Source organism: Afipia sp. DC4300-2b1 (assembly GCF_049895725.1).
GTDB lineage: Bacteria > Pseudomonadota > Alphaproteobacteria > Rhizobiales > Xanthobacteraceae > Afipia > Afipia broomeae.
In genome coordinates this window covers 424378-446307 of the sequence record NZ_JAFCSX010000005.1, presented here as the reverse complement: position 1 = coordinate 446307, position 21930 = coordinate 424378, and the positions used below count along the sequence as shown (strand labels likewise).

General features: G+C 61.1%; 18 protein-coding genes. 5 read left to right on the top strand and 13 right to left on the bottom strand.

Annotated features, from left to right (window positions below):
- The first annotated feature begins 34 nt into the window (after positions 1-34).
- Positions 35-2023: an autotransporter domain-containing protein gene (locus ACP7AL_RS21690; protein WP_425994184.1), complete on the top strand. Its 1989-nt coding sequence runs from the start codon at positions 35-37 to the stop codon at positions 2021-2023.
- A gap of 90 nt (positions 2024-2113) precedes the next feature.
- On the opposite strand, the gene ACP7AL_RS21685 is transcribed toward ACP7AL_RS21690, so the two are convergent.
- From ACP7AL_RS21685 to ACP7AL_RS21675, 3 genes are all read right to left on the bottom strand, one after another.
- Complete coding sequence (locus ACP7AL_RS21685) at positions 2114-2566, bottom strand: BA14K family protein (RefSeq protein ID WP_425994182.1); 453 nt, start codon at positions 2564-2566, stop codon at positions 2114-2116.
- 164 nt (positions 2567-2730) lie between these two features.
- Entirely contained in the window at positions 2731-3378 is a 648-nt protein-coding gene (locus tag ACP7AL_RS21680; RefSeq protein WP_425994180.1) for a BA14K family protein, read from the bottom strand.
- Positions 3379-3516: 138 nt separating this feature from the next.
- Positions 3517-4662: a mechanosensitive ion channel family protein gene (locus ACP7AL_RS21675; protein ID WP_425994178.1), complete on the bottom strand. Its 1146-nt coding sequence runs from the start codon at positions 4660-4662 to the stop codon at positions 3517-3519.
- Positions 4663-4824: 162 nt separating this feature from the next.
- On the opposite strand from ACP7AL_RS21675, the gene ACP7AL_RS21670 reads away from it, so the two are divergent.
- Positions 4825-5235: an NADH:ubiquinone oxidoreductase subunit NDUFA12 gene (locus ACP7AL_RS21670; protein WP_006020382.1), complete on the top strand. Its 411-nt coding sequence runs from the start codon at positions 4825-4827 to the stop codon at positions 5233-5235.
- A gap of 255 nt (positions 5236-5490) precedes the next feature.
- Positions 5491-6399, top strand: a complete 909-nt coding sequence (locus ACP7AL_RS21665) for a DUF2155 domain-containing protein (protein WP_425994473.1) — start codon at positions 5491-5493, stop codon at positions 6397-6399.
- A 4-nt stretch (positions 6400-6403) separates the two neighbouring features.
- On the opposite strand, the gene aat is transcribed toward ACP7AL_RS21665, so the two are convergent.
- The 9 genes from aat to ACP7AL_RS21620 form a co-directional block, all read right to left on the bottom strand.
- Complete coding sequence (gene aat / locus ACP7AL_RS21660) at positions 6404-7078, bottom strand: leucyl/phenylalanyl-tRNA--protein transferase (RefSeq protein WP_425994175.1); 675 nt, start codon at positions 7076-7078, stop codon at positions 6404-6406.
- Positions 7079-7115: 37 nt separating this feature from the next.
- Complete coding sequence (locus ACP7AL_RS21655; protein WP_425994173.1) at positions 7116-8204, bottom strand: sensor histidine kinase; 1089 nt, start codon at positions 8202-8204, stop codon at positions 7116-7118.
- Positions 8201-8641 carry a response regulator gene (locus ACP7AL_RS21650; protein ID WP_006020386.1) on the bottom strand — a complete coding sequence of 147 codons (441 nt, stop codon included), beginning with the start codon at positions 8639-8641 and terminating at the stop codon, positions 8201-8203. Before ACP7AL_RS21650 ends, ACP7AL_RS21655 begins: the two co-directional genes overlap by 4 nt.
- Positions 8638-10176 (bottom strand): sensor histidine kinase, encoded by a 1539-nt coding sequence (locus ACP7AL_RS21645; RefSeq protein ID WP_425994171.1) that lies wholly within the window; start codon positions 10174-10176, stop codon positions 8638-8640. The genes ACP7AL_RS21650 and ACP7AL_RS21645 overlap by 4 nt, the downstream gene beginning before the upstream one ends.
- A gap of 148 nt (positions 10177-10324) precedes the next feature.
- On the bottom strand, positions 10325-11677 hold the full coding sequence (gene accC, locus ACP7AL_RS21640) for an acetyl-CoA carboxylase biotin carboxylase subunit (RefSeq protein WP_425994169.1): 1353 nt from the start codon (positions 11675-11677) through the stop codon (positions 10325-10327).
- 110 nt (positions 11678-11787) lie between these two features.
- The gene (gene accB / locus ACP7AL_RS21635; protein ID WP_425994167.1) at positions 11788-12285 is read right to left on the bottom strand and encodes an acetyl-CoA carboxylase biotin carboxyl carrier protein; all 498 of its coding nucleotides are present in this window, start codon (positions 12283-12285) and stop codon (positions 11788-11790) included.
- Positions 12286-12326: 41 nt separating this feature from the next.
- On the bottom strand, positions 12327-12782 hold the full coding sequence (aroQ, locus tag ACP7AL_RS21630) for a type II 3-dehydroquinate dehydratase (RefSeq protein WP_425994165.1): 456 nt from the start codon (positions 12780-12782) through the stop codon (positions 12327-12329).
- Positions 12783-13001: 219 nt separating this feature from the next.
- Positions 13002-13766, bottom strand: a complete 765-nt coding sequence (locus ACP7AL_RS21625; protein ID WP_425994163.1) for a DsbA family protein — start codon at positions 13764-13766, stop codon at positions 13002-13004.
- A gap of 41 nt (positions 13767-13807) precedes the next feature.
- Entirely contained in the window at positions 13808-15226 is a 1419-nt protein-coding gene (locus ACP7AL_RS21620) for a M48 family metalloprotease (protein ID WP_425994161.1), read from the bottom strand.
- A gap of 381 nt (positions 15227-15607) precedes the next feature.
- Between ACP7AL_RS21620 and ACP7AL_RS21615 the strand changes: the two genes are divergently transcribed.
- On the top strand, positions 15608-16726 hold the full coding sequence (locus ACP7AL_RS21615; protein WP_425994471.1) for a pyridoxal phosphate-dependent aminotransferase: 1119 nt from the start codon (positions 15608-15610) through the stop codon (positions 16724-16726).
- Between the two features lie 74 nt (positions 16727-16800).
- Here the strand turns inward: ACP7AL_RS21615 and ACP7AL_RS21610 are convergent, their stop codons facing one another.
- The gene (locus tag ACP7AL_RS21610; protein WP_425994160.1) at positions 16801-19779 is read right to left on the bottom strand and encodes an Rne/Rng family ribonuclease; all 2979 of its coding nucleotides are present in this window, start codon (positions 19777-19779) and stop codon (positions 16801-16803) included.
- A 709-nt stretch (positions 19780-20488) separates the two neighbouring features.
- Here ACP7AL_RS21610 and ACP7AL_RS21605 point away from each other — a divergent pair.
- On the top strand, positions 20489-21775 hold the full coding sequence (locus ACP7AL_RS21605; protein ID WP_425994469.1) for an N-acetylmuramoyl-L-alanine amidase: 1287 nt from the start codon (positions 20489-20491) through the stop codon (positions 21773-21775).
- Positions 21776-21930: the final 155 nt, after the last annotated feature.

The following is a 21930-nucleotide window of genomic DNA, read 5'->3' as shown; positions in this document are numbered from 1 at the left end:
GATTTTTACATCGACCAGCATCAACTCGGCGCTCGTGAGTGGCTCGGCGACGACCAACAACTCCGGAAATGTTGGAGGCAGCATCGCGACGACCGCTGATGGCGGCGGCAACGCAACGACCAACAATTCCGGAACGATTGCCGGAATCCTCAATACGCAAACCAGCAACGGCGGCGCTGGATTTGGTGCGGGCACGGCCACATCGATCAATTCCGGGACCGTACAATTCGTCGTCACGCAGACCTCAGATGGCGGAAATGCCGTTACCGTCAATTCAGGAAGTGTACTGAATTTCAACGGTATCCAGACCTTTGCGATCGATGGCGGAAATGCAACGACGATCAATACAGGTTTTGTGAACGGTGGAATTGCAACGTTCACCGGGCTGAGCGGTGGGACGGGAGACGCCACCACGATCAATGCGGGTATGGTCAACGGCAATGTTGTTTCCGCCGCCAATGACATCGGCAACGCATTCTTGACAAATACCGGCACGATTAAAGGCAATGTCGCCGTTGCGACTATCGATGGCAGTGCGGCGGCGTACAACAGCGGCAAGATTTTCGGTGAAGTGCATGTTTTCGCTGGTAACGGAGGAACGGCAACATTCACCAACGCCGGATTGATCGATGCGAGTTCGTCCACCGGCGTCGCCATCGACCTCACGCAGTTCGATTCATCGACGCGGACGACGCTCAACATTATGCCAGGCTCCCGCATTGTCGGAGAAATCATTCTGAATGGCGATACGTCCGATCCATTCGCCGTCGGCACCAGGGTCAACATTCTCAGCGGCCATGACATCTCGTCTGTGCTGACATTTGGTGGCAGCGGTTGCGGATGCACGACCGGTGGCCTCACCGACACCGGCGCGGTTGTGAACGTCACAGGCGGCGCGCCTTATGTCATCAACGGAAACACCGTCGCAATTCTCGACCCGACGTCCTTTGCCGACGCAGATCGCAACGTGGTCGATGTTACGCGCACCATCACCTCGCTGGTCACAAGCCGCCTCACCAATCCAGCGCCGATCGGTGGCAGTGGATCGGCGGCTATCGGCTTCGCTCCGTCCGGCAATGTCGCGCGCGATATGGCCAACGACGCCTTCTCGGGTATTCCGGTGCTGGCTTATGCCAGCAACGACCGCCTGCTGCTCAGCAATCCGAGCTTCACCGCGGCCGACGGCACCAGCGTCTGGGCGCAGGGTTTCGGCGGCCAGCGCATTCAACAGACGGATGCGCCGACGCTGCGCTCGGTCAGCAACTTCTATGGCGGCGTGCTCGGCCTCGACAAGACGGTCCAGCCCGGCCTGCGTCTTGGCGGGTTCATCGGCGGTGGCGCGATCGACTCCAAAATTGATCTGAATTCCGGGGACACTAAAAGCGACATCTTTTTCGGCGGTCTCTACGGCCGCTATGCGATAGGCCGCGCATTCCTGGATTTCTCGTTGCTTGGTGGTTACAGCAGCAACGATGTGAAGCGCACGATCGCGAATAATCTGGTGCCCGGCGGACTTGAATACGCCGCGGGCAAATACAATGGCTGGTTCATCAGTCCGGAAATCGCCTACGGCCTCAAGCAATCGCTCGGCTATAACCTGACACTGACACCGTCTGCGCGTGTGCGCTATCTCGCTGCCGGTTTCGACGGTTATCAGGAAAGCGGGTCGAGCACGAATTTAACGGTGGCTTCGCGCACGTCGCACAATTTCGAGGAGCGCGGCGAACTAAAGCTCACGCACACGACGAATGCGACACCAACCGAGCAGCTTCAGGTGAGCGGCACCGCGGGCCTGATCGCCTTGCAGCGCGTGGGTGACAGCAACGTCAACACCATCCTGCTTGGACAGAGCATCGCGTTCGCAACGCCGGGCAAGGGCAGCATCGTCGGCTTCTATGCAGGGGCCGGCTTCGACTGGCGTAACGCTACCGGCGTTTCGGTATTTGGCGCCGCCGAGTTCACCGCGATGTCCGACCAAAGCCAGACCATCACCGGCCGTGGCGGTGTGAAAGTTTCGTTCTAGGCGCGCCGCTCTCCGGTTCACTCAGCATCGATACAAAGACAAACGGCGATGCTATGCATCGCCGTTTTCGAAATCAGATGCTGTTCAAACTTACGGGCAGGGGTAGCGGTTGCCGTCATAGTTCAGGTACGTGCCTGATGCGGGATCGTAGGACCGGTAGCGCCGCATGCAGTAGGCTTCAGCATCGCCGCCGCCGTAGCCTGGCGCGACCACCACCGGGGCGGGCGCGGGATAATACGCGGGTCCACCATAGCCGTAACCGTAGCCATATCCCGGACCGTAATATGGATTTGCGCCAGCCGCGATTGCGCCGCCGATAAGTGCGCCGGCGGCAAGTCCTATGCCGAGGCCAGCACCGCCGCCGCGATAGTATCCGCGCCGCCGCCACTGAACCTGAGTAACCAGCGAATTGTCGGCGCCCGCATGAGCAGCCGCGAGAGGCTGGCTCGGCGCCAGCGGGGCAGCATGGCCGGATGACATCGCAGCCATCGGAAGCGCCAGCGCAACGGCTGCGATCGCGCATCCATTCCTAAAGGTGATCATCTTCCTCACTCCAAAGCCCGCATCGATCACTCCGCATCTGGGGCCGCGCGGAATGCGCAGCCCCATGCAGAAGCGAGCAATGTTGGAGGGGATTCAGGCGCTTCTGGGGCGGTTCCATTCACGGAACATCGCCCCAGAGGCCGGACGTCAGGTTTCGCGACCGATTATGGGCAGGGGTAGCGGTTGCCGTCGTAGTTCAGGTAGGTGCCTGACGCCGGGTCGTAGGACTTGTAGCGCTGGGCGCAGTAAGCCGCGTCGCCGTCAGCCGCAGGAGCGGCAGCATACTGTCCGTCGTCGACGTAGGCGTCCGGCGCGTAGGCGTAGGAGTCACCATAGTAGTACGGGTCATTGTAGTAATACGACGAGCCCAACGCGCCAAGCGCCAAGCCTGCGCCGAAGCCGTACCCCGGACCGCGCCAGTGCCTGCGTCCGTTCCAATGCCGGTTTCCGTTCCACTGTCCGCCGCCGAGTTGGGCGACGGGACGACCGGAGATCGCACGATTTCCGAATACGGTTGAAGGCGGACCCGAGAAACGAACGCCGCTATTGCCGACGCTCGGACCACCACTGAAGCCGGGCCGTGCCATAGCAGCCCCGCCGCCAAAACTCGGACGCGCTGCGAACCCGCCGCCACGGAAACCACTACCCCCACCTCCGCCGCGGAACGCAGCACCACCGCCGCCTCCGCCGCGTGAGAATCCTCCGCCGCCGCCGCCGCCGTGTCCTCCCGGCCGCGCATCCACGCTCGTCGCTATGAGGACGGGTGCGACTGCAAGAAGCGCCGCGGCGCCGATTACCTTGAGATTGATCATGTGTTCGAACTCCGGGTGAACTTCATGAAAGAACGGATGCAAACGTGAGATGTTCCGTGCTTTCCAAAGTTTGAGGTTCACGTTCGCACGAGCTGACCCAATGCAGCATGAATGGATTGCGACCAAACGGTGTTCCGGTCAGCCCGCGCGGTGATGCGATACCATCGTGTGAGCCGATAGCGGCGCTTGATATGGTTCGTTGCGTGACACAAACTCCTGGCGCTGGCGCGGCAATGCGCCGGGATACTCTTCCTGCAAGTAGGCGATCAGTTTCTCGCGCACCTCACAGCGCAGATCCCACGCCGCAGGGGCGCTTCGCGCGCTCAGCAATGCACGCAGTTCGACCGTGTGATCCTTGGTGGCGTCGCTGACCTGAAGCACCACGACTCGGCCATCCCAAAGGGGAGAGGCGCGCGCCACCTCCATCAGTTTTTCGCGGAGCTTTTCCACCGGCACGGTGTAATCGACATACAGGAACACAGAGCCGATCAGCGCGGAGGTTTCGCGTGTCCAGTTCTGGAATGGCTTTTCGATGAAGTAACTCAGCGGCACCACCATCCGCCGCCAGTCCCAAAGTTTAATGACAACATAGGTGGTGGTGATTTCTTCGATAGTGCCGTACTCGCCCTCGAGGAAGACAACGTCGTCAAGCCGGATCGGCTGCGCCACCGCGATCTGAACGCCCGCAATCAGGTTCGCGAGCAAGGGACGCGCGGCAATACCGATTGCGAGACCGGCGACGCCCGCCGAGGCGAACAGACTGACGCCGTATTGCCTGACCTGCTCGAAACTCATCATCGCGGCCGCGACCGTCATGATGACGATCAGGGTGTCGGCTGCCCTCTTCAGGATGCCCACTTGCGTGACGTGCTTGCGCGCGAGCAAGTTATCCTCGGCATCGAGGCTGAAGCGCCGCAGATAGATCTGCGATCCGATTTGAGCCGCGATAAGAGCGGTCCATCCCAGCAACGCGATGAAAGCGACATTGAGGATATTGCCGAACACTGTCGCGGCGCGGTCGCCTATGGGAGCGACTCTGACCACGAGCGAAAGCGCCAGGACGATCAACGCCAGCCGAAGCGGTCCCTTGCTGCGGGTGAGCAACGACCGGGTCTTGGGATGACGTACGCCGAGCGTGTTTCTGATCGCATGAACGATCACTGCGTTGGCGATCAGCGCGACGAGAACTCCGCCAATGACGAGCACCGACGCGGTCAGCCAGTCCGGCAGGAGCCAGAGCGTGTTCAGAATCTCGGCATAACTGTATTTGATGACGTCGAGCATCGTCAGAATTCCAGCGGGGATGGTCGGTGAGGGGTGTCAACGCTGAATTCCGCCGGAGGTTCACGCAATGCATCAAGTTGCTGTTAGCGCTGGACAATTGGCGCACCGGATGGCATCAAACAGTGATCGCGCGGCCTTGCGCGCCCACTTCGGATTCTCGCCATGAAGCTGTTTTTCTTACGCTTTTTCACGTGGTGGAACGGCTCGACATTCGGCACGCAGCTCTGGACGCGGCGATTTGGCGAGGTCGTGGGGCAGGACGAGGGTGGCAACACCTACTACCGCACGCGCGGCGGCAAGATCGATCCGACACTCGGATTTGAGCGCCGGTGGGTGATCTATAACGGCTATGCTGAAGCGACACGCGTGCCACCTGCGTGGCACGGATGGCTGCACCACACCGTGGACACGCCTCCGACCGAGATCGATTACAAACCGCGCGAGTGGGAAAAGCCGCACCGCCCCAACATGACCGGTACGCCAGCCGCCTACCGTCCGTCGGGTTCGACGCTCGCTGCCGGTCGCCGGCCGAAGGCAACCGGCGATTATCAATCCTGGACCCCGGGACAGTAACGGCAGGCAAACCGCCCAGGTTGCCAGGCTGCGTGAATTGCCCGCCCTTTCCCCGCCGTATTCGGCGTGTTAACCGATAATCTGCGCGCGGCCCATTTTCTGTAGAATGGCGCGGACACGATTCGGTTGAATCGGATATTGGGGCCGGATCAGTTTATGATCTCGAATGTGATCATTCCGACAGGTGTGGAGCACGATGTTTTCCGCAAATCGCTTCGCACCTTGCGACACCGTGATCCTGTGAAGCTGCGCAAGATGTTCCGAACCATCACCACTCTTTCCTTCGCGGCGTTGAGCGCCTCATTGCTGCTGCTGCCGGCGACGCCGGTCCATGCGCAGATCGGCAACATCTTTTCCGACAGGCCGCGTCCGCCCGCCAACGTGCAGCAGCGTGGTGAGCCCGTTCAGGAGCCGGAAGAGGAGGAGGTGCCTGATCTTCCTCCGCAGGGCCGTCTGCTGCCGACACCCAATCGTCCGCTGCCGGGACAAGGCGTGCCGCCGCCCGGCAATGTTCAGACCCAGCCGCTGCCACCACCTCCGGGCACGGCAGCCGCTCCAAACCAGCCCGCTGTGCCCGGACAGGGCACGCCCAATAACGCCGCGGTTAATCCGTTGCCAGGCCTCCCGCCGGGGCAGAAGCAACCGCGCAACGCGCCGCCGACGGCCGCGACGTTGCAGCCAGGCGATGAGGTGGTGACCGAGCCGCCGGCGCAGAAGATCATAAACAAGCAGGCGGTTTTCGCGGGCCTCGACAAGATCACCGGCCGTATCATCAAGTTCGATGCGGACATCGGTGAGACCGTTCAGTTTGGTGCTCTGCGCGTCAAGCCGCAAGCTTGTTACACGCGGCCATCGACCGAAGCGGCCAACACCGACGCCTTTGTCGAGGTCGATGAAATCACCTTGCAGGGCGAGGTGAAGCGGATTTTCTCCGGCTGGATGTTCGCAGCCAGCCCGGGTCTGCACGGCGTCGAGCACCCGATTTACGATATCTGGCTGACCGACTGCAAAGGTCCGTCCGCAACGGTGGCTCAGCAGGAAGCGCCGAAAGCCGCGCCAGCTCCGCCGCCTCAGCAGCAGCCCAAGCGGCCACCGGCGCCCAAGCAGCCCGCCGTCCAGCGGCCACTGCCGCCACCAAATCCATTCCCGCCATTCCGGCAGTAATTGCTCAGGCCTGGGTCAGGCACGCCAGCGCTTCGGCGCCAGTGACCGGGCGGCCTGCAGGAAGCGCGAAGAAGTCAGCCTGTCCCGTGACCGCATCATCGAGCATGGTGCGGTATCTGCGCCGCGGCACCTCGACCGCGCCGAAGGTACGCAGATGATCCGTCACGAATTGCGTATCGAGCAACACAAAGCCGCCCGCGATCAGACGCGCGACGAGATGGACCAGCGCCACCTTCGAGGCATCGCGCTCGGTATGGAACATGCTCTCTCCGAAGAATGCGCGGCCGAGGCTAACGCCGTAGAGCCCTCCCACCAGCCGATCGCCTTGCCAGGCTTCGACGCTGTGGCAATGCCCGATCTCGTGCAGCGACGTATAGAGGTCGCGTATGCGGCCATTGATCCAGGTATCATCACGGCCCGGCTGAGGCGCGGCGCATCCGGCGATGGTCTGCTTGAAAGCCGTGTTGACGGTGACGCGGAAGGCGTCGGATCGAACCGTGCGCGCGAGACGCGATGTGACGCGGAAACCGTCGAGCGGAATGAGGCCGCGTTTCTCAGGTTCGACCCAGAAAATGGTGGGGTCGTCGGCGCTCTCGGACATCGGGAAGATGCCGCAGGCATACGCGCGCAGCAAAACACTCGGCGTAATTTCGGACGATGCGGCGTCGCGCGAACTCATGCGCAATCGTAACAGATTGTGCGGCCTTCGGCGACCGTCAAGCCGTGCTGGCAAACTGCCTGATTTGTGGCTGTGCGGCGCTCTTCAGCCGCAACACGATACGTGTTCCAGCGTGGGATGGATCACGTTCTGCCTTGGTTTCGAGTTTTTGCGCCATGGCGCTCACGATACGCTGGCCCATGCCGGTGGAGCGGGGATCCTGCTTGACCTGCAAGCCGACGCCATCGTCGGAAATCGACAGCTCGAGGCCTCCATTGCATGACCGCAGTTCGACGTGAATGGGGCCAGCACCGTCTGGATAGGCATATTTGACGGCGTTCATGACCAGTTCGTTGACGATGATGCCGATCGCGACGGCGCGATCAGGGTCGATCTCGACGGGCTCGGCTTTCAGCGTCAGCCGCGACATCCGGTTGCCTTCGGTCGAGCGGCGCAAATCCTCCAGCAAGGCCTCGAGGTACTGGTTCAGCATGACCGTCTTCAGGTCCTGCGATGTATAGAGGCGGCGATGAACCTGCGCGACCGCGGCGACGCGGCCCATAGCATTGGTCAATGCGGCCTTTACGTCGTCGTCTGAGCTTGAATTCGCCTGAAGATGCAGCAGCGAAGCGATGATCTGCAAGCTGTTGCCGACACGGTGGTTCACTTCGCGCAGCAGGACCTCGCGCTCCGCGGCGAGCGCAGCGTAACGGTCACGCGAGGCGTGAACTTCTGCTTCTGCATCGTCGCGGGCCTTGCGCACCAGCGCCTGTTCGATGGCGCCCTTTGCGGCGACGTCGAGCAGGGCGAGAAACTCTCCCTGCGTATCCTTGACCAGATAGTCGGCAGAGCCCGCCTTGAGCGCGGTGACCGCGATCTTGCTGTCCTGCGACGCTGTCACGAAAATGACCGGCGGCGCATCGGGGATCTTCTGGATTTCGGCAAGCGTCTCCAGACCGTCGAGACCGGGCATGTGCTGATCGAGCGCCACCACATCGACACCGCCTTGCTTGATACGTGCAAGCCCACTCGCGCCGTCAGCCGCGTGCTCGACGGCAAAACCCTGCCGCTTCAGCCCGCGCTCGACCAGCCGCGCAAGATCGGCATCGTCGTCAATGTACAAAAGGAGAGGCGTTGCAGGTTTCATGTTTTGACAGGTGGAACCTTGATGACTGAAAAAAACAATCCCAGTTGGCGGATCGCGTTGGCAAAGCTTTCGTAATTCACGGGCTTGGTTATGTAGACGTTGCAGCCCAGCTCGTAGCAGCGTTTGATTTCGTGCTCGTCGTCCGTGGTTGTCAGTACGACAACCGGCGCGCATTTGACGTGACTGTTTTCTTTGATCCGCTTGAGGATCTCGATCCCGGTCATGTCGGGCAGATTCAAGTCAAGCAGGATCAGAAGCGCCTGATCCCTATGATCGACGCCTGAGCCGTCCTTGCCGAACAGGTACTTCACCGCATCTGTACCGTTGGTGAACGGCAAGATCTCATTGTTGACACCGGAGCGCCGGATATTGCGCTCAATCAGGCGGGCATGGCCCTCGTCATCTTCGATCATGATGATCTTAACTGGCAAACTCATTCTTCTTTTCCTTGAGTTCCGAAATTCCACTGCGCAGGCAATGTAACCGTAAAAGTACTGCCCTTGTGAAGTTCTGAGGAGACGTTGATGGTGCCACCCATGCGGCGTACCAACGCATGGACGTGGGCGAGACCGATGCCTTGTCCCGGACGATCCTGAAGACCGGCCCGGCGGAACAGGTCGAATATCCTTTGGTGATCTTTCGGATCGATACCACGTCCGTTGTCAGTGATTTCGAAGATCACAAAACCGAGCTTGGGGCGGCCCTTGATCAGGATGTCGCCCGGCACGCCCGGCTTGAGGTATTTGAGAGCATTATCAACGAGATTGGAGAAGATTTGTTCCAATGCGAGGCGATCGCTGACAATATTCGGCAGCGGCTCGACGCGGATTTGCGCATTGGCCTCAGACGCTTGATGCGCCACGGACGAGATGATTGTCTCGATCAGTTCTCTGGTGTCGATTTCTACAGGGCGAAAATCGCGCCGACCTTCGCGTGTCAGATTGAGTATAGCGGAGATCAGACGATCCATTTTGCCGATAGACGACTTGATGAAGCCAAGTGCTTCCGAAAAGTCCTGCGATAGTTGCTTGTCTTCCGCCTGAAGCTCCGGGGAGACGCCCGGATCCAGGTCATTGATAGCTTCGGGAATTGCGGGCGCTGCTGCGGCGGCGCGGCTGTACTTCGCGATGCGGGTGAAGATGTCGTTGCGCAACTCTTCGAGCTCGCTTGTGAAACCCATAATATTCACAAGCGGCGAGCGCAGGTCGTGGCTTACGATGTAGGCAAAGCGCTGGATTTCTTCATTCGCTTCGCGAAGATCAGCGGTGCGTGTTTCAACAGTCGCTTCGAGGTTGAGATTGTTGTCGCGCAGTTGCCGCTCGGCTTCGTCGCGCGCACGCGTTGATCGCCGCACCAGAAACAGTGAAGCGCCAGCCAAAAGGAGCACCAGGCCTGAACCGGCTGTTGTGACAACCGCTGCGAGAGTCTGGCTGCGGTCGGCTGCGGCGGTTCGTGCCTGGAAAAGACGGTCTTCCTCCGCGCGCATGGCTGTGGCGATCTCAGTGATGCGCTGAACGGCGGTGCCACTACCGTCGCGCAACATCGCCACGCCGCCGGGAATGTCGTTCCTTTTCACGAAGTCGACAGCTTTTGTGAATTCCGCGAGACGCAATTCGATGAATTCGCGGAATTTCTTGCTGTTCTCGATCTGAACCGGGCTGTCGCTGATCTGTCTTGTGAGCGTGTCGATGCCCGGCAAGATGCGTTGGATTGCAGTCTCGTGCTCCGCCAGAAATTTGGGTTGCGACGTGAGGAGGTAACCTCGGGCAGCGCTTTCTGCGCGCCTGATATCCAGCAGGACGGTCGATATCTGATTTTCGACTTCGACGGTGTGAACCACCCAGCGGCTGTCGTCGCGCGCCTTGTTCACCAGAACGATGGAAATGACGCTGATCGCGACCAGCACCAGAAAGCCCGCTGATAGCAAGGCAATCTGCCAAAGCGTACGCCGGCGGGCCTTATCCCGTGTCACGTCCGCCCTGCGATGTTGCCGGAATAAATAAATCGCTGAAAATTCAAATTACTACCCCTGAAGCCTACCCATAGCTTACGTGCGCGATAACGCGCAAATACGAATTTAGTTCCATTTCTGGAACCAACCCGTCGGGAAAACCCGTAGCTCAGGACTTGGTGTCGCCGGCGGCCAGGTAATGCTCAAGCCAGTGGATATGGTAGTCGCCGTCGATAATGCTGGGCTCACGCACCAGTCCGCGGAACAGCGGCAGGGTGGTTTCGACGCCGTCCACCACCATCTCGTCCAGAGCGCGTCGCAAGCGCATCAGGCACTCGCCGCGGGTCTTGCCGTGAACGATAAGCTTGCCGACCAGCGAGTCGTAGTAGGGCGGAATGACATAGCCCTGATACACGGCTGAATCGATCCGCACCCCCAGCCCGCCGGGCGGATGGTACTGCAGGATCTTGCCGGGCGAAGGCCGGAAGGACACCGGGTTCTCGGCGTTGACGCGGCACTCGATCGCGTGACCGTTGATGACGATGTCTTCCTGCGTGCAGGGCAAATCGCCGCCAGCGGCGACGCGGATTTGTTCGATGACCAGATCGATTCCGGTAATCATCTCGGTCACGGGATGTTCGACCTGAATACGCGTGTTCATTTCGATGAAATAGAACTCGCCATCCTCGTAGAGGAATTCGATGGTGCCGACGCCGAGATACTGCATCTCGCGCATCGCCTTGGCACAGGTCTCGCCAATTTTCGCGCGCGCGGCTGCATTCAGAATCGGCGAGGGACCTTCCTCCCACACCTTCTGGTGGCGGCGTTGCAGCGAACAGTCGCGCTCGCCGAGATGGATCGCACCGCCGCGGCCGTCACCGAGAATCTGGATTTCGATGTGGCGAGGCTTGCCGAGATACTTTTCGAGATAGACCGAGCCGTCACCGAACGCCGCCTTGGCTTCGTTGCTGGCAGTGGAGAGGGCCAGCAGGAGATCAGCTTCAGTCGGCGCAACCTTCATGCCGCGGCCGCCGCCGCCCGCCGCCGCCTTCACCAGGACCGGAAAGCCGATCTGCTTGGCGATGGCCATGGCGTCGTCTCCGGGGCCAATGCCGCCGTCGGAGCCGGGCACCACAGGAATGCCGAGGCGCTTGGCGGTCTTCTTGGCTTCGATCTTGTCGCCCATCAGACGGATGTGCTCCGCCTTCGGCCCGATGAAATGCAGATTGTGGTCGGCGAGAATTTCGGCGAACCGTGCATTCTCCGAGAGGAAACCGTAGCCGGGATGGACCGCGTCAGCGCCGGTGATCTCACACGCGGCAAGCAACGCCGGTATGTTCAGATAGCTGTCCTTCGCGGGCGGCGGTCCGATGCAGACGCTTTCATCCGCAAGACGGACATGCATGGCGTTCGCATCGGCGGTGGAGTGAACCGCAACGGTCGCGATGCCGAGTTCCTTGCATGCGCGCAACACGCGCAATGCAATCTCGCCGCGATTGGCAATCAGGATCTTGTCGAACATCGTGCCTGCCTTCTTCCGTCATCCTGAGGCGCGAGCACTTGCGAGCCTCGAAGGGTGACGGCGCCGCATCCTCGGGCCTTGCCCTCGCACCCCAGGACGACGGCGCGTTTCTATTCAATAATGACGAGCGGTTCGCCGAACTCGACCGGTTGGCCGTCTTCGACGAGGATTTGCGTAACGGTGCCTGCGCGCGTCGACGGGATCTGGTTCATCGTCTTCATCGCTTCGATGATGATCAGCGTGTCGCCGACCTTCACCTTGCTGCCGACATCGATAAACGGCTTCGCGCCGGGCTCTGAGGCACGATAGGCCGTGCCGACCATCGGCGACGGCACTGCGCCGGGGTGCTTTGAAATATCGGCGGGTGCGGCCGCAGCCGCAGCCGGCGCAGGTGCGGACGCCGTGGCAGCAGCTACAGCGGCAGGCTGGTAGGAGACGGGTGCCGCGATGCTGATGTTGCGCGCGACCCGCAGACGCAATCCGGCACGCTCGATCTCGATTTCCGTGAGATTGGTTTCATCGAGCAGCATTGCCAGTTCGCGAATGAGTTCGCGCTCGTCGGCCGGTTTTTCCTTGGGAGCAGATGGTTCTTTCGGCGAGGAGGCCATGTGTAATCCGAAGCTTTCTCAGTAAATGACAGGCAGGCGTATCAGGCTTTCGCCTTGGCGCCGATCTTCGCGGCAAGGCCGCTGATTGCGAGGCGATAGCCATCGATTCCGAAGCCGCATAGCGTTGCCACGGCAGCCGATGCGACGAAGGAATGGTGACGAAAGCTCTCGCGCGCGTAGATATTGGAGACGTGGACTTCCACCGTTGGAAGTTTGACAGAAACCAGCGCGTCATGGAGCGCGATCGATGTGTGCGAGTATCCGCCGGCGTTGATGATGATGCCGGCCGCTTTCTTCGCGCCGGCTTCGTGAATGAAATCGATCAGTTCGCCTTCGCGGTTCGACTGGCGGCAGTCGGCCGTCAGGCCATAGCCGGCAGCGCTGTCGTGGCAGAGTTTCTCCACATCAGCGAGCGTGTGATGGCCATAGGTCTCCGGCTCGCGGGTGCCGAGCAGATTGAGGTTCGGCCCGTTGAGCACGTAAATCGTCTTTGCCATCCGAAAATCAAATCCAGCAATGTCGGCGGAATAATGCGGGTGCGCGCAGCTTCGGGCGGTTTATAGGCAACATGGAGCCGGGAGGGAAGCCTGATCGGCTTCGCCATCCCCCGCCAAATCATTCAGAAATCACCTGAAAAGCCCCGGAAAGCCTTGAAATCGTTGGTTAACCAATCTTAACGGATGTTCCTGAAGAACCGTTCGGCCAAGGTGCCTGGCCTAGCAGGTTGCCTTTCCGCAGCGGGCTTCGGATATCTTCTTGGCGAGCCCGGCCGCGCCGACCGCGCCAACGACGACGTCCTTTCCGATCACATAGCTGGGCGTGCCGTTCAGGCCCATTTCCTCGGCGAGCTTGAAGTTCTCGTTGAGGGTGGCGTTGACCTCGGGGCTGGCCATGTCCTTCTCGAGCTTGGCCATATCAAGACCAGCTTCCTTCGCCGCCGCCATGGCGCGCGCCTTGTCGGCCTGTCCCCGCCCGTTCAGCAGCTTCTGATGGAAGTCGAGATACTTCTTCCCGCTCGGGTCCTGCATGCGGACCGCGACAGCGACCTGAGCCGCTTCCACCGAGCTCGGTCCGAGAACTGGGAATTCCTTCAGTACGACCCGCAGCTTCGAGTCCGACTTCATCAGGGTGAGCATGTCGGCCATCGCGTGTTTACAGTAGCCGCAGTTGTAATCGAAGAACTCGACGAAATTCACGTCGCCGTCCCGGTTACCGACAACGACACCGCGCGGCGAGTTGAAGATCACCTCTGCATTTTTCTGGACAGCGGCACGGTGCTTTTCCGATTCTGCGGCTGCCTGCCGCTTCTGCAGCTCTGCGGACATTTCCTCGAGCAGTTCGGGATTGGCGATGAGGTAATCCTTGATGATCTTCTGAATCTCGCTCTTCTGCGTGTCGTTGAACGACTGGGCATACGACACGGCGGGCAGACCCAGCACAAGTGCAAAGGCGAGGGGGGCAAGAGAGCGGAGCGAGAGCATGGATATTCCTTCGGGCTGTGTGCAGCGATGCTACGCCGGGTTCAATTCTTTATCGGCTTCGTATTAACGATGTCGTCGGCCTTGACCCAACCTGGTGTGCCGATCGCAAATCTTGTCTTCGCGCGAGAGGCAAGGTCCCGCGCCGTTTTCTGGTCTCCGCGCAGATAGGCTGCCTGGGCCGAGGCGAGATCGGCTTCCGCATAGTCCCCCTTGCGGCCGTATGCCATCGCAAGCTGCGTATATCCGAGCGCCGCTTCCGGTTCCCGGGAGAGTGCCGTGCGCAGAATCTTGATGGCCTCCTCAGCGTAGGCCTTATTGTCCGATGCCACCAAGGACTGGCCAAGTAACATCTCGATGAGTGGCGCATTGTTGGACAGTTGAACAGCTCTGCGCAGCGGAGCGATGGCCTCGCTGGGCTTGGCTCCTTCCAGCAGCGCCTGACCCTTCAACTCGTAAAAATAAGGGTTATTGGGCTGGACCTTGATCAGGGCATCAATCTGGGAGAGGGCGCTGCGCAGATCGCCGTGACGATAGGTTGAGATGGCGCGGGCGTAGCGGGCGGGCAGGCTGTCGTTCGAAGGCGGATAGCGGCGGTACACGGTGTCCGAGCGCTCCATGAACCCGGACACCTTTGCCCGCATCATGTCATGGCGAAGCTGCAAGGCAGCATCGTCCTTCTTGTCCCAATAGGGGCTCGATTTCGCCAGTTCCTCAAGCGCCCTGACGCGTTCAGCCGGCATCGGATGCGACTGATTGTACGGATCAGCGCCGCGGGACGAGTACAGCCCCTGTTCGGAGAACCGCTTGAACGTCTCGTACATTCCCTTGGACGACTGGCCGGTGGCGTTGAGGAATTTCACGCCGGCCTTGTCCGCGTTTTCTTCCTGCTGCCTCTGGTAGGAGAGCATGGTGCGCATGATCGCGGCTTGAGGTGCCGCAACCGCAGCGGCGCCTGCACTTCCGGCTCCTGCACGCGCGCCTGCAACGGCTGCGCCCAGGCCCAGCAACATGGCGATGATCATCTGGGTCTGGGCGCGGGAAACCTGTTCGCGCAGCTTTGAGAGATGTCCGCCGGCGAGGTGCCCCGTTTCGTGGGCGAGCACGCCGATGATCTGGTTCGGCGTTTCAGATTCTCGCAATGCCCCGTAGTTCACGAAAATGCGGCGTCCGTCCGCGACGAAGGCGTTGAACGTGGGATCGTTGATGATGACGACCTGAATGTTCTGCTTCTCGAGACCGGCGACCCGCAGGATCGGCCGCGTATAGTCGCGTAGAAGTTGCTCGGTTTCGGCATCGCGCAGGAGGGGCGGGCCGCCCTGCTGCGCATGCGCCGGCCATGAGCCGACGAGCAGCGCCGCAGCAGTGACGATCGCCGTCGCACGCCGTGCGAATGACGTTCCGGGCAGCCCTGCGCGAACGCGGGAGGCTTCGGATGGCGTGGTCAAGAGGGCATCTGTCATGGCTTGGTCAGCGAGCTTGGCAATGGAGCGGAGGCCTGTAGGGTGCTAAAATCACGGTCTAACAAGACGCCGAATACGGCGGTACAACGGCACGTTGCCGCATGCTTTCCTTGCATGCCGCGGTTCCAAGGGAATAGCAGATTTCATGCTAGTGTGGTGGTTCGCAAGTCCGCATTACTTCCACAGCGCGCACATTTGCGGACTTGCGAACCAAAACCACACTAGAATTGTAATTTTCCAGTGTCCTTTTGAATCCGAAGTTCGCTATGGAGATTGATGCAAAACGAGGCGAACTTCGGATTCAGGACACTGGACGTGACGCTCACAGACAAGGCAAAAGGCCTTTTAACGCCCTCCACCCGCGGCAATGTCCCGCCGTTCATGGTGATGGATGTGATGGCGGCTGCCGCTAGGATCGAGGCCCAGGGCGGTCGCGTGATTCACATGGAGGTGGGGCAGCCCGCTGCTCCCGCGCCGCAGACGGCCATCGCGGCCGCGCGCGCCGCGCTCGATATAGGCAAGATCGATTATACGGCGGCGATCGGCATTCCATCGCTGCGTCAGCGGATTTCGCGCCACTACCGAGAAACCTACGGACAGGATGTCAATCCTGCTCGCATTGTCATTACTACAGGCTCCTCGGGCGCTTTCGTTCTCGCGTTCCTGTCAGCGTTTGAGCCCGGCGACCGTGTTGCAATCACGTCCCCGGGTTATCCGCCGTATCGTCATATTCTGCGCGCGCTCGGATGTGAGCCCGTCCTGATCGAAACAACCAGCGCCACGCGGCATGCTCTCACAGGAGAGATGCTGCTCGAGGCCCATCGGAAGACGCCGCTCAAGGGCGTACTGGTCGCCAGTCCTGCGAATCCGACCGGCACCATGATGACGCGCGAGGCGATGGCGGATCTGATTGCCGCAGCGGATAGCGCGGGCATTCGCTTCATCTCGGATGAGATCTATCACGGGCTCGACTACGCGTTTCCGGCGGTGACGGCCGCCGAGCTTTCGTCCGAGGCGATCATCATCAATTCGTTTTCGAAGTACTTCTGCATGACCGGCTGGCGTGTGGGCTGGATCGTCGTTCCGGAGGCGCTGGTGCGCTCGGTCGAGACGTTGCAGCAGAACCTGTCGATTTCCGTGCCGACCCTGTCGCAGATCGCGGCAGAAGCCGCATTCGACGGATGTGCCGAAATGGATGTCATCAAGCACGGCTATGAGGAGAATCGGCGCATCCTGATCGAAGGGCTGCCGAAAGTCGGGCTGATGGAATTCCTGCCTGTGGATGGCGCGTTCTATCTTTATGCGGATGTCTCCAAGTTCAGCGCCGACAGCTTCGAGTTCGCCAAGACCATGTTGCAGCAGGCGCATGTCGCGGCGACGCCCGGTGTGGACTTCGACCCATTCCACGGAAAGTCTTTCGTGCGTTTTTCCTACTCGCGCTCGACGCAGGAAATCACCGAAGCGGTGGCGCGCATCACGCGCTGGCTCACCAAAGGCTGATTGCAGATTTGAGGGTCCAAACGCAAACCGCCCGCTGTGAAGCGGGCGGTTTATTCGTGACCAGTACTCGGATGTTACTCGCCGCGGCGCGACCACCAGCCCGCACGGCGCGGCTGGGCGGTCTCGGTCTGCGGCTGTGGAGACTCTGGTTCAGTTGGAGTCTGTGTCTGAACCGGAGTGGGCTGAGACTCCTGTTTCGGCGCCTCACCGAAGAAGAAGCTGACCTTCTCGCGAACAGTCGAGCGCTTGCGCGGAGCTTCGGTCTCTTCCGGGGTTGAGATGTGGTGCGTCACTGGTTCCGGCTGCGGAGCCGGAGCGGGAAGTTCCTCGCGGACCGGCTCTGCCGGCGCTGCCAGATCGGCGACCGCTTCGGCGGATTCGGACTCGGGCGGCGTTCCCAAATCGTCGGCAATCGTCGAAACGATTCCCTCGCCGGGTTGACCGCCTTCTGCTCCGCTCAGGTCGTTACCACCACGCCGGCGACGGCCGCCGCGGCGCCCACGGCGGCGCGGACGGCGTTCGCCATTCGCGTTCTGCTCGGCGCGCGGTTCGCCATTCTGATCGTCCTGCTCGTCGTCACCTTCATCGCCGTCATCGCTGGCGGTGTCGTCTTGTGACGCGATGGCGGGTGCGTCGCCCCGATCGGCCGCCTGTACTCCGTCACGCGCTTCTCCGCCACGGCCACGCCTGCGGCGCCGGCGCTTGCGGCGCGGACCTTCTTCGCCTTCGGCGGCAGGAGCTGCGTCGGCGGATTGCGCTTCTGCGCTGTCCTCATCATCACCTTCAAACTCGGCCTCGGCTTCGAAGGTTTCGTCATCCTCGTAATCGTAGGTGTCCTCGACTGGGGCCGGGGATGCGGCGAGCTGCGCTGCAAGGATAGCCTTGGCGGCTTCAAGCGTATGAACGGCTTCGCCGCGATCGATCACGTAAGACTGCTGCCCGCTGATCGTCGCATCGGCGATGACCGCCAGCGTGACCTTGAAGCTGCTTTCGAGATCACGCAGGTGACCGCGCTTGTGGTTGAGCACATAGAGCGCAACGTCGGTGCGCGTGCGCACCGTCAGATTGTGCGTCGGTCCCTTCATCAGGGTTTCTTCGAGGCCGCGCAGCAGTTGCAGCGCGACGGACGAGACCGAGCGGACGTGACCGGAGCCGCCGCAATGCGGGCACGGCTCGGTAGAGCTTTCGAGCACGCTGGCGCGGATACGCTGGCGCGACATCTCGAGCAGACCGAAATGCGAGATGCGTCCCACCTGGATGCGGGCGCGATCCTGCCGCAGGCAGTCGCTGAGTTTGCGCTCGACCGCACGGTTGTTGCGCTTCTCATCCATGTCGATGAAGTCGATCACAATAAGACCCGCAAGATCGCGCAGCCGCAACTGGCGCGCGACTTCCTCGGCGGCTTCGAGATTGGTCTTGAGCGCTGTATCCTCGATGTGGTGCTCGCGGGTCGAACGCCCCGAGTTGACGTCGATCGAGACCAGCGCTTCGGTCTGGTTGATGACGATATAACCGCCGGACCTCAGCGTTACCGTAGGCGAGAACATCGCGTCCAGCTGGCTCTCCACGCCCATGCGCGAGAACAGCGGCTGGCCGTCGCGGTACTGCTTCACCGCGCGAACGTTGCTCGGCATCAGCATCTTCATGAAATCGCGGGCTTCGTTGAAACCGGCTTCACCGGCGACGAGGACTTCGTCGATTTCCTTGTTGTAGAGGTCGCGCAGCGAACGCTTGATCAGCGAGCCTTCCTCGTAAACGAGAGTAGGGGCCTGCGATTTCAGAGTGGTGTCGCGGACGGTTTCCCACATCCGGATCAGGTATTCGAAGTCGCGCTTGATCTCCGGCTTGGTGCGCGAGGCACCGGCGGTACGCAGGATGATCCCCATGCCTTCCGGCACATCGAGATCCTGCACCACGTCCTTCAGGCGCGAACGATCCTGCGCCGAGGTGATCTTGCGACTGATACCGCCGCCGCGTGCGGTGTTGGGCATCAGTACGGCATAACGGCCCGCGAGCGAGAGGTAGGTTGTCAGCGCAGCGCCCTTGTTGCCGCGCTCCTCCTTGACGACCTGAACCAGCATCACCTGGCGGCGCTTGATGACTTCCTGAATCTTGTACTGGCGGCGCGGACGGAAGGCGCGCTCAGGCACCTCTTCCAGCACGTCGTCGCCGCCAACCGACTCGACGACTTCCTCTTCGGCGTCGTCACCGTCCTCGTCGTCGTCGCCATCCGCATCGTCGGGGTGGTGTTCGTCTTGATGGTCGCCGTGAGGAACGATGGGCGCATCGTGAGCCTCGTCGTGCGCATGCGATTCGTGCTGATGATCGAGGTGCTCATGATCATCATGCCCGTGGTCATGGAAATGATCGTCATGTGCATGGTCATCGTGCGCAGCTACCGGCGCTGACGCTTCTTCGGATGCTGCGACTGGCGCGGCGTCATCGGCATGATGTTCCTGATGGTGAGCGTCGCCGGCGGGGAGGGCAGCAACGTCATGAGCTTCACCATGCTGGTGATCATGTTCGCCATGATGTGCGTCATCATGCGGGTGGTCATGGTCGTGATGGGCATCGTCATGGCCGTAATCTGGCGCGTGGTCGCCGACCTGAGCAGCGTCCGTCAACTGCGCGGCTTCCGCCTCCGGGCTTGCGCCTTCGATAACTTCGCTCTGCACGCGCTCGCCGCTGTTACGGCGTCGCGAACTCCGATGGCGGGACCGGCGGCGGTTGGAGCGGTTTTCCGATTCTTCCTCGGCCTCGCGGTGCGCGCGCTCGTCGGCCTCGATCAAGGCCTGTCGATCGGCAACCGGGATCTGATAGTAATCGGGATGGATTTCGCTGAAGGCCAGAAAGCCATGGCGATTGCCGCCGTATTCGATGAAGGCGGCTTGCAGCGACGGCTCGACGCGCGTGACTTTGGCGAGATAGATGTTGCCGCGCAGTTGCTTGCGCTGGGCAGACTCGAAATCAAATTCCTCGACGCGATTGCCGCGGACCACAACCACCCGGGTCTCTTCCGGATGGGTGGCATCGATCAACATTTTGTTGGGCATTTTTGAGCTCTTGACGGCGAACGGTGCGTTCGGCGGCCAGCGCGTTGCGCGTAGCCGGGTCACGTGACGGTCCACCTGATTCGGGGGTGAGGGGAAGGCCAAAACGCCGCCCGAGGCACCGTGCCGATCGCAACGTCAGCGAAACGCGACGCGGAAAAGATTCGCGTCGTATCGATGCTGGCGTCGATGGGATTTTCTGACCAATCCCGTTCGGCAATAGAGTCTGGCGCATCAAGCGTCGGCCCGTCTAATTCAATGTGGCGGCAAAGTGCCGCCGTATCCTGCCGCCGACGTTGCCAGCGGATTCGCTGCTGGCAGTGCTAACGCGGCGCAAGACGCGCGCGCTGGCTCTCGATGGTCCGCTGCCTTGCGGCAACGGTCGCCGGTCATGAAGGTGGCCGCTCGGGCTGGTAACCGCCGCTCCGTATCAGCCGCGTGCTGCGCTGGCTGTGGAGGGTCGGAAGGTACGCTGGAACCTCTTATTGAATGTGAGGAACTGGCGCTGCACCGGGAAGCTGAACGCGACACAACCGCAAGTTTAAACCGTCAGCCCCTCCTACATACGTCGAATGGCCGTTTCTGGCAAGGGAAGCGTCACAGCGTTGCAACACACTCGGGTAATCGTCGCAGGCGTGGTAAGGGGCCGTTAACTGCGCGGTTCTATTGCGGTATGAGGTGTCCGGAGGCTGCGGATTCATTGACGAGCCACATGAATTATCGCGCATTTTGGGCTGTCGCGCAGGTGTGCGCCGCAGCATTTCTGTGCCTGCCGATTCCCCGGGCTCTCGCGGTCGAATCTCAGCCGCCGCAGCCGGTGGTTGCGGTAGCGTTTCCAGTCGCCTCCGACGTGCGCGTGGCGGGCGATGGTAAGCAGACCCGTTTCATTCTCGACCTCGACCGCAAGATCGATGCCCGGGCGTTTGTGCTCGCAGATCCGTATCGCGTCGTGGTCGATATCCCCCAAGTCACCTTCAATCTTTCCCCCGGCGTGGGGAAGGAAGGGCGCGGTCTGATTCGCGCCTTTCGCTACGGCCTCGTCATGCCCGGCGGATCGCGGGTGGTTTTCGACCTGACCGGTCCGGCCAAGATTGAGAAGACCTACGTCATCGACCCGGCCAACGGGCAGCCGGCGCGCCTCGTGGTCGAACTGGCCGCGGTTGAAGGATCGGCGTTCAAGGCGTCGTCTCCGGGCGAGGACAAAGTGCAGTTGCGTCCTGCAATCATCGCCGACGCCAGTGGCACCGCAGTTGAAACGACGGGCACAACCCGGACAGCGAAGACGACGGATTCCCGTCCGGTCATCGTTATTGACCCCGGTCATGGCGGCATCGACAACGGCACGCAGGCGGCCACCGGCGAAAGCGAGAAGATGCTGGTGCTGGATTTCGCCAAAGCGCTGCGGGATCGGATCGAGAAAAGTGGCAAGTTCCGCGTTGTCATGACGCGCGACGACGACACCTTCGTCCCGCTCGGAGAGCGGGTGAGGATCGCCCGCTCCAATACGGCTGCGTTATTTGTTTCCATTCACGCCGATGCCTTGCCCAAGCGGGAGGGCGATGCCCAGGGCGCGACCGTCTACACGTTGTCGGAACGCGCCTCCGACGCCGAAGCTGAGAAACTCGCCGAGGCCGAGAACAAGGCCGATGCCATTGCCGGCATCAATCTGACCGAGGAACCGGCGGAGGTGGCCGACATCCTGATCGAGCTGACCCAGCGCGAGACCCGAACGTTTTCAAACCGTTTCGCCCGCACTCTCGTCAATGAGATGAAGGGTGTCGCTCGCATGCACAAGCATCCGCTGAAGTCTGCGGGGTTCAAGGTCCTGAAGGCGCACGACGTTCCGTCGGTGCTGGTCGAACTCGGCTACGTGTCCAACAAGGACGATCTCCAGCATCTGGTCTCTGAAAGCTGGCGGTCCCGCACGGTCGGTTCCGTCGCCCAGGCGGTGGATGCCTTCCTCGGAAAACGCGTGGTTTCCACTGGCCCTTCGAATTAAGCCCCTTGGGGTTGAATTTGCAGGGCAATTGGTCGCCGAGGCCCTAGTTTGGCCACAGCAGCGGCTCTATAGAAATTTGGGCCGGGAAGAGACCAGAATCGATCCACGCGCGGATGGCGAATGGTATAGTTCGGTTCGGAATCCCTGAAGTGCGC